This window comes from Pseudomonas sp. LBUM1652 (assembly GCF_059716105.1).
The window spans coordinates 5,371,106-5,384,775 of the sequence record NZ_CP166804.1 but is presented as its reverse complement, the minus strand read 5'-3'; the positions used below and the strand labels follow the sequence as shown (position 1 = coordinate 5,384,775).

The following is a 13,670-nucleotide window of genomic DNA, read 5'->3' as shown; positions in this document are numbered from 1 at the left end:
GTGACAGCGCCAAACATGGCCGGTGCAGGTGACAAAAAGTGTCAGATAGTGCGGTTACAGGTTGTAGGAAGCTGCGTCGAGCGCGGTAACCGCCTAGTGCGCAGGGCATTGAGGCGCTTGGCATGGGCTATGCTCAGTCCTTCTCAGATCATGAGAATTCGACTCATGCATGGAGCGTGTCTATGAAAAAACAACAAGGCTTTACTCTGATCGAGCTGCTGATCGTTGTGGCAATCATCGGGATTCTGGCGACTATCGCCCTGCCGCAGTATTCGAAATATCAGGCGCGGTCGAAGGTGACGGCGGGGCTGGCGGAAATCAGCGCACTGAAAGTGCCGTTTGAGGACACCATCAATCAAGGGACAAACCCGACGCTTGCAATCGTGAAGGGTGATGCGGTCACTACCACTTCAAATTGTGCATTGACGGCTTCAGGTACAGCCGCTGACGGTGCGGGAACCATTGTTTGTACGATCGCCAATGCTCCAGCGCCAGTGTTGGGCAAAACTATCACGCTGACTCGTTCCTCCGGCACGGGCGCAGGCGTTTGGAGCTGTGGTACCACAGTGGCTCCGGACTACTCGCCAAAAGGCTGCACTGCCAGCGGTACTTGATCTCAGGCCATGTCTGAAAAATGCCCCGCCAATGCGGGGCATTTTTCATTGCGCAGTGGTTCTCAAAAGCTTCAATAATTTCAGCACCTTAGGAACTTTTCGAAAAACCGCAACTTGCATGTGAATATTTCCCGAGTCATGCAATTTGCATGAATCCGTAATTTTGCAAAATTCATAAGTTATTGATTTATATGGTTTTTATACTTATGGAAAAGTTGGCACAGCGTTCGCAATATCTCCAGTAACCCTGCTGACAAGACATCCAGCAGACTTTCCAGAAAAACAGGAGTTACTCGTATGAAGAAGTTCGCTATCACTGCCGCTGCTGCTACCGCGCTGACCCTGACCATGGCTTCCGGTGCATTCGCTCAATCCACCCAGGCTACCCAGGCTCCAATGACTCTGGCTGCCGGTGAAGTGACTCAGGCGAAAGAGGCTACCTCCGACACTTGGATCACCACCAAGGTCAAAGCTGATCTGGTCACCGAAAAAGGCATTCCAGGCACCGACATTAAGGTCGAAACCAACAAAGGCGTTGTGTCGCTGTCGTCGACTGTAGCTGTCACTGATGCTCAGAAAACCACTGCAGTAGCCATCGCCAAGAAGATCAAAGGCGTTGAAGCGGTTTCCGCTGACGGCCTGAAAGCCAAGTAAGGCATGACTTCTCGCCTGGACCGGGAGAAGGCGCGACAGACGGGCCGAGCAATACGTCTGCCGCAACTTTAGAGTTCATGCGAACGGTCACACGGAGGTGACCATTACAGGCCCCGGCACTTGTGTCGGGGCCTGTTCTATTTCCCAAGGCAAAAAGATCGCAGCCATCGGCAGTTCCTACATTGTTTTCCTGTAGGCGCTGCCGAAGGCTGCGATCTTTTGATTTTCAGTTGCCCCGTTTGCTGTTGATCTGGCGCAGACGATTGCCTTCAAAGCGCAGGTATTGATACATGCCGTTGCTCGGGCCGTAGGTCCATTCCTCGACCTGAAACTCTTCGCGGCGATTGGCGCTACGCTTGTAACCCAGCGCATCGCGACTGACCGGCTCTCCGCACTTTTGCAGTACTTCGCTTGCGCGGTCGCCAAGGCTGATCAGTTGGCTGCCGCAACGCAACGTATCCGACGCTGAGGCTTGGCCAACAACGAGTGTCAGTGTCATCACGGCCAGCCATTTGCGCTTCATCACTCGGCATCCAGATGCATTTGCGTCACCACCCGACCATCGCTTTCAGCCTCGCCCAGATTGGTGTCGATGAAGTACACGCGCTCGTCAGCCAGTTGACCTTTATCCACCAGATAATCCTTGATGCTGCTGGCGCGGTCCTGGCCCAACTGGCGCAGCAACACATCGCTGCCGCTCCAGAAATTGATCACGGCTTCGCGCATTTTCGCTGTGCGTTCTTCCTTGCCCAGATCCTTCCATTCGGCCGGCGGCTGAGTCTTCAGGCGAGTGCGATAGATGCCTTCGAGCAATGGGCCTTTCTCGCTGTCCGGCACTTCTATCAAGGAAGCCTGAGCCGGGACTTTATCGCCACGGCGCTGGAGCATCTTGTAGTAGTTGTACTGGTATTCACGTTCCAGGCGCTGCTCGGCGAGCAATGGACCGTCGCTGCTTTTGGCGGCGGCGCCCTCGATTTCCAGGCGTAGGGCCGGACGTTCCTTGAGTGCCTGGGATAGCTTGATCAGCGCACTCTCGGCATCCTTGTTCAACTCGCTGGACCCCGGCGCGAACGACACTGTGCCGAGGTCTTCGGAACCGCCACCGCTGACAAGTCCGCCAATCATTTTGAAAGGCGCGGCAGCGGCTTTGACGATCAGGTTGCGCAGGGTCTGCCAGACAATCGGCATCACGCTGAACTGCGGGTTGTTCAAGTCGCCCGTCACCGGCAGTTCGATGGAGATCTTGCCGTCGACGTCCTTGAGCAATGCGATTGCCAATTTCAGCGGCAGGCTTGTCGCGTCCGGGCTGTCGACTTTTTCACCGAGTTGCAATTGCTCGACCACCACTTTGTTCTCGGCTTTCAACTGGCCTTTGGTGATCAGGTAATGCAGATCGAGGTTGAGTCGGCCCTTGCGGATGCGGTAACCGGCGAATTTGCCGGAGTAGGGCGTCAGTGTGGTCAGCTCGACACGTTTGAAACTGGTGGTGATATCGAGGCTTGCCATCGGGTCGAACGGATTGACCGCGCCCTTGATGGTCACTGGCGCATAGCGATCAACCTTGCCCTTGATATCGACAGTGGCCGGTTTCACCTGTCGACTGTCGATGGTGCCGATCTGGCCGTTAAGTTGCTGGACGGCGGTGGCGAAGTTCGGGGTCAGGCTGAAGTCGGCGAAGTTGGCCGAACCGTCATTGATTGCGATGCCGCCGATGTGGATGCCCAGCGGTTTTTCTTTGCTCGCCGGTTTGGCGGCTGCGGCTTTTGCGCCGCTGTCGGCAGGCTGTGGAATCAGCAGGTCGTCGATGTTGGTGGTGCGGTCATCGTTGATCATGAAACGCACATACGGCTGGAACAGGTTGACCTTGTCGATCGACAGGCTGTCGCCGTGCTGATAGTTCAGGCCTTCCACCACCACTTGCTGCCATTTGAGGAAGTCGCGGGTTTTCAGGGTGTCGAGGGTGTGCAGTTGATCGATCTGAGCCCGGCCGGTCACGCTGAGCGCCAGCGGGTCGGTGCTTTTGAGATTGACCTTGAGGTCACTGCCAAGCATGCCGCTGCGCAATTCGAGGCGAATGAACGGATTGATGTAGGACTGCGCGACACGCAGGTCGATGTCCTGAGTTTTCACGTTGAGCTGGGCGGTGACCGGCGCGAGATTGACCACGCCGTCGGCCATGATCTTGCCTTGCTTGCCCAGCCCGGAATCGAGTTTAACCTTGAAGGGCGAACCGTTGAGGCTGTCGAAATCCTGCAAGTCAGCGTTCAGCGGGCCGACATCCAGCGCCACCGGTGGATTGGCCGAACGGTCAGCCAGATGCACTTGGTAGTTGCGCAACTGCACATCTTTGAGCAGCACCTGCCATGGCTTGCTCGGGGCAGTGGATTCAGCCTTGGGCGAATCGGCGGCGGCCGGCGTACTGGCCGGTTCGGCGGCGGCTTTGGCGGCGGGCTTCGACGGTTGGCTGGCGAACAGTTTCTGCCAGTCCAGTTGGCCGTCGGCTTCGAGGGCGGCCCAGGTTTCCAGTTTGTTGCTGCGGATCTTGCCGACCACCACTTGCTGCTTGGCCAGGTCCACGGTGGTGTCGCTGATGTCGAGGCGTTCGAGTTTTGCCAGTGGGCGCCCGTCCGGTGCCTTGATGGCGAACGGCGCGATGCTGACCGCAACGTTGTTCAGCAGCAGTTCGGTTTCTTTCGACAGGTTGAGCTTGTAGTCGGTGCTGAGGCTGACCACGCCGTTCTCCAGCACCAGTGGCACCGCATCACGCACGTACGGCCAGAAGGATTTCATCTGGCCGTCGGTGATTTTCAGTGTGCCTTCGGAGGCAATCGGGATCAGGCTGAAGTTGCCTTTCCAGTCGATCTGCCCACCGGCCGGGCCGGCGGCGACCAGCGTCATGTCGGCGCTGTCTTCGGGCAGGGTGCTGAGGTTTTTCAGTTCGAAGTCGAGTTTGTCGTAAAGGAACTCGATCGGCTCACTAGGGCGCGCATCCTCGAAATGCAGGGCGCCACCCGCCAGTTTGATCCGGTCGATGCGCAGCGGGAACGGTTTTGCATCCGGGTCGGTCGGAGTCGGTTCGCTGGCCGGCAGCTTGAACAGGCCCAGCAGGTTGAGCTTGCCGTCTTTGGCGAAGAGGATTTCAGTCTTGGATTTGTCCAGCTCGATATCGGACAGGTGCAGCGCTTTTGTCCACAGGCTGTCGAGTTGCAGGTTGGCGTACAGGCGTTCGAAGCCGACCTGCTCTTTGCCCGGTTCGCCGATAACCAGGCCCCACAGGGTGACCTCAAGGCTGAACGGATTGAGTTCGATGCGCTGGATATGCGCAGGCACCGTGGCGTAGTTGGCCAGTTGCTGGTTGGCTACACGCAGGGCGATGCCCGGCAAAATCAGAAACCCCAGCAGGCTGTAGAGGGCCAGAGCGGTCAACAGGGCGCCAATCGCGCGAATCAATCCTTTGGGCATGTGCGGCTTCATCTGTCTGAATCGGAGTGCCTTGGAGTATGGCACGCGATTCTGGTTCCGAAGTACATGGCGTGGGACAGGATTGTTCAGATTTTTCCGCAATCGTTGTAGGAGCAACCTTCGGCAGCTCCTGCAAAGGGATGCGATCAGAGCTGCAGGATCAGGGTTTTCAACGGCGGCTGCTGATCCATTGACGGGAAGTCGGCGCCCGGCGTCATCACGCTCCACTCGCGCACCGGACGTCCGGCCTTCTCGGCGCAGCGCAACACCTGCTCACGCCAGTCGTCCATGCTGACTTTCGCCAGGTTGTTGCAACAGATCAGCACGCCGTTGTCGGCGGTGGTCAGCAGGGCCGGTTTGAGCAAGCTCTGATAGTCGCGCAGCAGGTCGACGGTGCCGAATGCGCTCTTGGCCCAGGCTGGCGGATCAAGCAGCACCAGATCGTATTGGCGTTGTTCGAGGCGCTGATAGCTCGGCAGCTTCTGCCCGCGCCGCTGGCTGATCGGCAGGCCGGCGAGTTGGCGAATCGCAGGGAAGTAATCGGACTGGATAAATTCCATTTCGGGCAATTGCGGATTGAGCTGGCCATTTTCGCGACCGACTGCGAGGTTGCCTTCGGCGAAGTCCAGATTGCACACCTCACGCGCACCACCGGCCGCGGCACTGAGGCCGACGCCGCAGGTGTAGGCGAACAGGTTGAGCACGCTTTTGCCCTGGGCGTGATCCTTGACCCAGCCGCGGGTGTTGCGCAGGTCGAGGAACAGCAACGGATCCTGCCCGGCATGGCGCCCGCGAACTCGGTAGTTCAGGCCCCACTCGTGGCCGATCAGATCGGCCAACGCGGCGGCGTCGGCTTTATAGACGCTGTCTTCGCGGTCGATACGCGAGTTGCCGCGGGAGCGGTCGTTGTAGACCAGCAGGGCTTCAAATCCAAGGGTCTGGTTGACCATGGCGTGCAGTTGCAGCAGGTCGTCACGCTCCAGCGTCTGGTGAAAGCTTTGCACCAGCAGTTGCGGGCCGTAGCGGTCGATCGTCAGGCCGCCGGCGCCTTCCTGGCTGCCGTGGAACAGCCGATAGCAATCGGTGCCCTGGCTATGCAGCTCGGCGAGCAGGTCCTGGCGTTGGTCGAGGGCGGCGCGCAGCGCCTGATTCAAGGAAGACATGCGTGCGCCTTGCTGGTGAGAATTGGGGCGCGGGAGTTTAGCATTGTGCTGCTACCGATGCCCTGAGGCATTACCGATTACCTGTGTGCAGGTCAGGTGAGCAGGCCCATCCGCCGCTTGGCCCGTTGCACCGACCCATTACGCATCGCCCAACGCAGCATCGGCGCGCTGCGCCTGACGCTGGCGCGGATCAGTTGCCGTTGCAGCGAACTCTGCCGCACATCGAGCATGTCGCTGGCCCAGTCCGGCAAGAGGTCGATACCGGCCTTCATCATCAGATCGCCAAAGGGCCGCGCCAACACGCTGGGGGCTGGCGCGTCGAGCAGCAGACGCAAGACTTCGCGGCTGCGCTCATCGCACAGCAATTGCGGGCGCATGCGTTGCAGATAATCCGCCACAGCTTGCCGTGACTTCGGCACGTCGCGGGCGCCCAGGCGTTCGGCGACCACAGCGATCTCCGCGTAATAACGATCCTGATCCGCCGGCGACAACTGCGGATTGCGATAACGCAAATGCGCGGCGAGGAAGTTGCTGACTTCCGCCACATGCACCCACGTCAGCAGATCCGGATCGCTGGCCGCATATGCTCGGCCATCCGGCGCAGTGCCGACCACTTGCAGGTGAATGGTGCGCACTTTTTCGATCAGCCATTCGGCGTCCCGCCGCGAGCCGAAGGTGGTGCCGGACACGAACTGGCTGGTACGGCGCAATCGCCCGAGCATGTCCTGGCGAAAGTTCGAATGATCCCAGACCCCGGCCAGCGCCAGTGGATGCAGCGCTTGCAGCAACAATGCGCTGATACCGCCGATCAACATGCTGCTGAAGTCACCGTGCACCTGCCAACTGATCGAGTCGGGGCCGAACAGGCCGGGATCGCCCTTGGGATTTTCCAGGTCGAGCTGACCAAGAGATAACCCGGTCAGGCTCATGAGTTGGGTTTCGATACGGCTGCGGATAAATTCCATGACCACTCATTGTTGAAGAGCGGGCGCGACCGGTTGATCGCGCCCGGGATGTTACTGATTGAGGCGCTTGTCGATCAGGCCTTGCACCACGCTCGGGTCGGCCAGGGTCGAGGTGTCGCCGAGGCTGTCGAGTTCGTTGCAGGCGATCTTGCGCAGAATGCGCCGCATGATCTTGCCTGAGCGGGTTTTCGGCAAGGCCGGCGCCCACTGGATCAGGTCCGGTTTGGCGAAGCTGCCGATTTCCTTGCTGACGTGGGCCAGCAATTCTTTCTTCAGCTCATCATTCGGTTCGGTGCCGTTCATGGGGGTGACGAAGGCGTAGATGCCCTGGCCTTTGACGTCGTGGGGATAACCGACCACCGCGGCCTCGGCAATGCTGTCGTGCAGCACCAGCGCGCTTTCCACTTCGGCAGTGCCGATGCGGTGACCGGAAACGTTGATCACATCGTCGATACGCCCGGTGATCCAGTAATCGCCGTCCTCGTCGCGACGGGCGCCGTCGCCGGTGAAGTAATAGCCGGGGTAGGGTTTGAAATAGGTGTCGACCATCCGCTGCGGGTCGCCATAAACACTGCGGATCTGCGCCGGCCAACTCGATTTGATGGCGAGCACGCCGCTGCCAGCGCCTTTGATTTCCTTGCCCTGCTCATCGAGCAGCACCGGTTGCACGCCGAACATCGGCTGTGTGGCGCAGCCCGGTTTGATCCGCTGCGCACTGACCAAGGGGCTGAGCATGATGCCGCCGGTTTCGGTCTGCCACCAGGTATCGACAATGGGGCAGCGCTGTTCGCCGACCACATTGAAATACCATTCCCACGCTTCCGGGTTGATTGGCTCACCCACGCTGCCGAGTAATCTGAGGCTCTGGCGCGAAGTTTCCTTCAGCGGTTCGGCACCTTCACGCATCAACGCGCGCAGCGCGGTGGGCGCGGTGTAGAAGATGTTGACCTTGTGTTTGTCGATCACCTGCCAGAAACGCGAACTGCTCGGATAGCTCGGTACGCCTTCGAACATCAACGTGGTCGCACCATTGGCCAGCGGGCCGTAGACGATGTAGCTGTGGCCGGTGACCCAGCCGACGTCGGCGGTACACCAGAACACTTCGCCGTCGCGGTAGTCGAGCACGTACTTGAAGGTCATCGCCGCTTGCAGCAAGTAGCCGCCAGTGGTGTGCAGCACGCCTTTGGGTTTGCCGGTGCTGCCGGAGGTGTAGAGGATGAACAGCGGATCTTCGGCGTCCATCGGCTCTGGCGGGCAGTCGTCGCTGACCTCGCGCACAGCCTGGTGATACCAGAGATCGCGGCCCTCGACCCAGTCCACATTGCCCTGGGTGCGCTCGACTACGACGACGGTGCTGACAGCCGGGCAATTTTGCAGGGCTTTATCGACGTTCTGTTTCAGCGGCACGAATTTGCCGCCGCGCACGCCTTCGTCGGCGGTAATCACGGTGCGGCAATCGGCATCGAGAATGCGGTCACGCAGTGAATCAGGGGAAAAGCCGCCGAACACCACCGAATGAATCGCGCCGATCCTCGCGCAGGCGAGCATGGCGTAGGCGGCTTCCGGGATCATCGGCATGTAGATGCACACCCGGTCGCCTTTCTTCACGCCACGGTTTTTCAGCACGTTGGCCAGTCGGCAGACGTGGTGATGAAGTTTTTTATAGGTGATTTGCGCCGATTCGGCAGGGTCGTCGCCTTCCCAGAGCAGGGCTGTCTGATCGCCGCGCTGTTCGAGATGGCGGTCGATGCAGTTGTAACTGACGTTCAGTTGGCCGCCGGCAAACCAGGAGGCTTCACCGGTTTTCAGGTCATAGCGCTGAACGGTCTGCCACGGTGTACTCCAGTCAAGGAAGCGGGTGGCCTGTTCGGCCCAGAAAACGCTGGGGTGTTCAATGGATTCGCGGTACAGGCGTCGGTAGTCGTCCTGACTCAACTGAGCAGCCCGGCGGACGGCATCGGCTTTGGGGAACGTGCTGATATCGAACATGACGGTTCCTTATTCTTGTTGTGCGAAGAATAAAGATGCGCCGAGAGATCGAGAGGTTCAAGTCATCCACAAAACAACTGTGGGAGCGAGCCTGCTGGCGAAGGCGGGGTGTCAGTCAACAAAGATGCTGAATGACAAACCGCATTCGCGAGCAGGCTCGCTCCCACAGTGGAGAAGTGTTGCCCGCAGGATCTGTGGGCAACACAGTCAAATCACCCGCGGTGACGACCGCGGAAGTAGTTGATCAGGCCTTGGGTGGACGGATCGTCAGCGGTCGTTTCATCGCTGCCGACCAGACGGTTGTAAACGCCTTTGCCCAGTTCCTTGCCCAGTTCCACGCCCCACTGGTCGAAGGCGTTGATGCCCCAGACCACGCTTTGCACGAACACTTTGTGCTCATACATGGCAACCAGCGCGCCGAGACGACGCGGGCTGATGCGTTCGACCACAAGGGTGTTGCTCGGACGGTTGCCCGGGATCACCTTGTGCGGTGCGATTTTGTGCACGTCTTCTTCGCTCACGCCTTTGTCGCGCAGTTCTGCTTCGGCTTCCGGCAGGGTCTTGCCGAGCATCAGCGCCTGGCTCTGCGACAGGCAGTTGGCGTACAGCCACTGGTGGTGGTCGGACACCGGGTTGAAGCTGACGATCGGCACGATGAAATCGGCCGGAATCAGTTGGGTGCCTTGATGCAGCAACTGGTGGTAAGCGTGCTGACCGTTACAGCCGACGCCGCCCCAGATCACCGGACCCGTGTCAGTCGACACCGCAGTGCCGTCCTGACGCACGCTCTTGCCGTTGGATTCCATGTCCAATTGCTGCAAGTGCTTGGTGATGTTACGCAGGTAATGGTCGTACGGCAGGATCGCGTGGCTTTGCGCGCCCCAGAAGTTGCCGTACCACACGCCGAGCAGCGCCAGCAGCACTGGCATGTTCTGTTCGAAGGGGGCGGTCTGGAAATGCTGGTCCATGGTGTAGGCACCGGACAGCAGTTCCTTGAAGTTGGACATGCCGATGGCCAGGGCGATCGGCAAACCGATGGCCGACCACAGCGAGTAGCGGCCGCCGACCCAGTCCCACATCGGGAAGATGTTTTCTTCACGAATACCGAACGCAATGGCGGCGGCGTTGTTGCTCGATACGGCGATGAAGTGACGATACAGCTCGGCTTCCGAACCGCCCTGAGCCAGGTACCAGGCGCGAGCGGCCTGAGCATTTTTCAGGGTTTCGAGGGTGTTGAACGACTTCGACGAAACGATGAACAGCGTGGTTTCGGCGCGCAGTTTTTGCGTCAGTTCGTGGAACTCGCTGCCGTCGATGTTCGCCAGATAGTGGCAACGCACGCCTTTCTGCGCGTAGGACAGCAACGCTTCGGACACCAGTTCAGGGCCGAGGAACGAGCCACCGATGCCGATGTTGACCACGTCGGTGATCGGCTTCTCGGTGTAACCGCGCCACAGACCGTCGTGGATGCGGCCGACCAGATCGGTGATCTGGTTCAGAACCTTGTGGACTTCCGGCATCACATTGACGCCGTTGACCGACAATTTGTCGCCCACCGGGCGGCGCAGGGCGGTGTGCAGTGCCGGGCGGCCTTCGGACGAGTTGACGATTTCGCCGTCGAACAGCGCTTTGATCGCGCCCTTCAGATCGACTTCATTGGCCAGACCCACCAACAGATTGCGGGTCTCGGCGTTGATCAAATTCTTCGAATAGTCGAGAAACAGTCCGCAGCTGCTGAGGGTGAACTGATTGAAGCGCTGCGGATCGGCGTTGAAGGCCTCGCGCATGCTGAAATCCTGCATGGCTTGGCGGTGGTCTTTCAACGCTTGCCAGGCAGGCAGAGCGGTAACGTCGTGAGGAGTGCGGTAGTACGCCATCGCTGCGGTTTTCCTTTTTACTTGAACGGCCTTTTGAACACGGAACAGGCCAGCACGCCATGGTTGGGCATGGGCCACCTGCGTCGACAGGGTTTCTGGACACAGGGCGAATACAGTAAACCTCGCGCTGCGTTCTGTCTTGACTTTGTCTGACCCGATCCCTGTACTTTTTTAACATTGATACCGGTAACGAGGCGACAAACGGAGAATAGCGAGACTGAATTGAGCACAAACGACTGTGGGAGCGAGCTTGCTCGCGAAGGCGTCGTGTCAGTAGACGCTTGGTCATCTGACAGATTGCATTCGCGAGCAAGCTCGCTCCCACAGTGATATTGCAGTGTACTCAGGTCGGCGTATCGAGATTCAGGTGCAGGTTATCGATCAACCGCGTGGTGCCGAGGAACGCCGCGACCAGAATCACCAGATCGCGATCTTCAGCCGTCGCCGGACGCAAGGTCAGGGCATGGCGAATCTCCAGGTAATCCGGGCGCAGGCCTGCGGCTTCCAGTTGTTGCAGCTGCGCGCTGATCAGCGCCGGGAAATCCCGCTCACCCTGTTTGATCGACTCGGCAATCGTGCTCAGGGTGCGATAGACCACCGGGGCTAAGGCACGTTGTTCTTCGCTGAGGAAACCATTGCGCGACGACAGCGCCAATCCATCGGCGGCACGGACGGTCGGCTCGCCGATGATCTGGATCGGCATGTTCAGGTCATGCACCAGTGCGCGGATCACCGCCAGTTGCTGGAAATCCTTCTGGCCGAAAATCGCCAGATCCGGCTGAACCATGTTGAACAGTTTGCTGACCACCGTCGCCACGCCTTCAAAGTGCCCCGGACGGCTGGCGCCGCACAGACCTTCGGAGAGGTGCGGCACGCTGACCCGGGTCTGTCCGGCCATGCCGTCGGGGTACATTTCCTCGACAGTCGGCGCGAACAGCAGCGAACAGCCAGCTTCCAACAGTTTTTCCTGATCCGCCGCCAGGGTGCGCGGATACTTGTCGAGGTCTTCGCCGGCGCCGAATTGCAGCGGATTGACGAAAATGCTCGCCACCACGAAGTCGACCCGCTGGGTGGCCTTGGTGACCAGCGCCACGTGGCCGCTGTGCAGGTTGCCCATGGTCGGCACGAAGCCGATGCGCTTGCCTTCGCTACGGGCGCGGGCTACGGCGGCGCGCAGTTCGCGTACGGTTTTAACGGTGTTCATGCAGAGAATCCGTGTTCGATCCCAGGGAAAGTAACGCCTTTGACTTCGTTGACGTATGCCTTCAGTGCGGACTGGATGCTGTCCTGACCCTGCATGAAGTTTTTAACGAACTTCGGTACGCGGCCGGTGATCGACAGGCCGAGCATGTCGTGCAGCACCAGTACTTGGCCGTCGGTATCGCTACCGGCGCCGATGCCGATGACCGGAATCTTCACGGCCTGACTGATTTCAGCGGCCAGTTCACTCGGCACGCATTCGAGCAGCAGCATTGATGCGCCTGCCTGCTCCAGCGAGATCGCATCAGCGCGCATCTGCCGCGCCTGGTTCTCGTTGCGGCCCTGCACTTTGTAGCCGCCGAGAATGTTCACCGCTTGCGGGGTCAACCCCATGTGCGCGCAGACCGGAACACCGCGTTCGGCCAGCAGACGAATCGACTCGGCCAACCACAGCTGACCTTCGACCTTGACCATGTGCGCACCGGCCTGCATCAGCATGGCGCTGTTGTTCATGGTTTGTTCGAGGGTGGCGTTGGCCATGAACGGCAAGTCGGCCAGGATCAGGGCGTCGCTGTTGCCGCGTTTGACGCAGGCGGTGTGGTAGGCCATTTCCGCAGTGGTCACCGGCAATGTGCTGTCATGACCTTGCAGGACCATGCCGAGGGAGTCGCCCACCAGCAGCACTTCGACACCGGCCTCGTTGCAGGCGTGGGCGAAGGTCGCGTCATAGCAGGTCAGCATGGTGATCTTTTCACCTTTCTGCTTGAGGCTCTGGAGCGTGGTCAGGGTGATGGCTGGCATGTAAAAAATCCTCGTTCAGGCGCTCTGGAAACTACTGCGAGTAACGCGCGTGATTCTTCATCTACTCAGGCGCACGCTCTTTTGTCGTGCTTATAAGGCCTGGATTGCGCCCGTTTGTGCCGGGTTGGCGGCAGCGGGACGCCTATAGTCGTGAGGAGAACCTAGGAAGTCAATTGCGTGTGTTACCGCGTTGTTACGAGGGGAGTGTTACCGGCGTTACTGATGCGATTCAGCGCGGCGGCGGGGCTTGATCGGGGCGTTTTTGTCCGACAAAAAACGAATACGGAGCATCGCTTATGTGGCGAGGGGATTTATCCCCGATGGGCGGCGAAGCGGCCCCAAAATGGTAGTACGCATTAATCAGTCACTCCGCATTTGCCGGTTTTGCGACTGCTGCGCAGCCGATCGGGGATAAACCCCCTCGCCACAAAAGCCTGCACCCAAGGGAAATGGGTGTCAGGCGTGAGGGAGGCGCTCGAGGCCGACGAACGGGCAGGCGGCGAGCAGGTCGGTGAGGGTGCGGCCATCGGCCAAACGCAGCTCTTCAGGAGCTAGCTCGGCGAGGGGATAGAGGACGAACGCACGTTCCTGAATTTGATAGTGCGGGACTTTCAGCCGTGGTTCGTCGATCAGCCGATCACCGAACAGCAGAATATCCAGATCCAGCGTGCGCGGCCCCCAGCGCTCCAGACGTTCGCGGCCCTGATCGTTCTCGATGGCTTGCAAGGCATCGAGCAGTTCCAGCGGCGCCATATTGCTCTCGAGCGCTGCAACCGCGTTGGTATAACGCGGTTGGCCTGGCAGCAACGAGTCGCTTTGGTAGAAGGCTGAAACGCCGGCCAGCGTGGTCAGCGGCAATTGCCCCAGCGCCTCGACGGCGCTGCGCAATTGTTCGGCAGGGTCAGCGAGGTTGCTGCCCATGCCGATGTAGATACGTTCCATGCC

The 13,670-nt window shown here is 59.5% G+C and carries 11 protein-coding genes; 2 read left to right on the top strand and 9 right to left on the bottom strand.

The annotated features are described in order from the left end of the window. Window positions 1–182 precede the first annotated feature (182 nt). Window positions 183–614: a pilin gene (locus ACA069_RS24270; RefSeq protein WP_187679228.1), complete on the top strand. Its 432-nt coding sequence runs from the start codon at window positions 183–185 to the stop codon at window positions 612–614. Window positions 615–911: 297 nt separating this feature from the next. After that, a complete protein-coding gene (locus ACA069_RS24265) occupies window positions 912–1,268 on the top strand; it encodes a BON domain-containing protein (RefSeq protein ID WP_497615372.1) in 357 nt (118 codons plus the stop codon). Between the two features lie 226 nt (window positions 1,269–1,494). On the opposite strand, the gene ACA069_RS24260 is transcribed toward ACA069_RS24265, so the two are convergent. The 9 genes from ACA069_RS24260 to folK all read right to left on the bottom strand — a co-directional run bounded on the left by ACA069_RS24260 (window position 1,495) and on the right by folK (window position 13,667). Next, a complete protein-coding gene (locus ACA069_RS24260) occupies window positions 1,495–1,791 on the bottom strand; it encodes a DUF2845 domain-containing protein (protein WP_401268456.1) in 297 nt (98 codons plus the stop codon). Further along, the gene (locus ACA069_RS24255; protein ID WP_497615371.1) at window positions 1,791–4,742 is read right to left on the bottom strand and encodes a DUF748 domain-containing protein; all 2,952 of its coding nucleotides are present in this window, start codon (window positions 4,740–4,742) and stop codon (window positions 1,791–1,793) included. Before ACA069_RS24255 ends, ACA069_RS24260 begins: the two co-directional genes overlap by 1 nt. A gap of 134 nt (window positions 4,743–4,876) precedes the next feature. Then, window positions 4,877–5,893 (bottom strand): class I SAM-dependent rRNA methyltransferase, encoded by a 1,017-nt coding sequence (locus ACA069_RS24250; RefSeq protein ID WP_497615370.1) that lies wholly within the window; start codon window positions 5,891–5,893, stop codon window positions 4,877–4,879. Between the two features lie 92 nt (window positions 5,894–5,985). Then, the gene (locus ACA069_RS24245; RefSeq protein WP_489881347.1) at window positions 5,986–6,858 is read right to left on the bottom strand and encodes an oxygenase MpaB family protein; all 873 of its coding nucleotides are present in this window, start codon (window positions 6,856–6,858) and stop codon (window positions 5,986–5,988) included. A gap of 51 nt (window positions 6,859–6,909) precedes the next feature. Continuing rightward, on the bottom strand, window positions 6,910–8,847 hold the full coding sequence (gene acs, locus ACA069_RS24240) for an acetate--CoA ligase (RefSeq protein WP_489881348.1): 1,938 nt from the start codon (window positions 8,845–8,847) through the stop codon (window positions 6,910–6,912). Window positions 8,848–9,059: 212 nt separating this feature from the next. Further along, window positions 9,060–10,724 carry a glucose-6-phosphate isomerase gene (gene pgi / locus ACA069_RS24235; protein WP_187679235.1) on the bottom strand — a complete coding sequence of 555 codons (1,665 nt, stop codon included), beginning with the start codon at window positions 10,722–10,724 and terminating at the stop codon, window positions 9,060–9,062. Window positions 10,725–11,067: 343 nt separating this feature from the next. After that, entirely contained in the window at window positions 11,068–11,928 is an 861-nt protein-coding gene (gene panC / locus ACA069_RS24230) for a pantoate--beta-alanine ligase (protein ID WP_497615369.1), read from the bottom strand. After that, window positions 11,925–12,725, bottom strand: a complete 801-nt coding sequence (gene panB / locus ACA069_RS24225; protein ID WP_187679237.1) for a 3-methyl-2-oxobutanoate hydroxymethyltransferase — start codon at window positions 12,723–12,725, stop codon at window positions 11,925–11,927. Before panB ends, panC begins: the two co-directional genes overlap by 4 nt. A gap of 456 nt (window positions 12,726–13,181) precedes the next feature. Then, complete coding sequence (gene folK, locus ACA069_RS24220) at window positions 13,182–13,667, bottom strand: 2-amino-4-hydroxy-6-hydroxymethyldihydropteridine diphosphokinase (RefSeq protein WP_497615368.1); 486 nt, start codon at window positions 13,665–13,667, stop codon at window positions 13,182–13,184. Window positions 13,668–13,670: the final 3 nt, after the last annotated feature.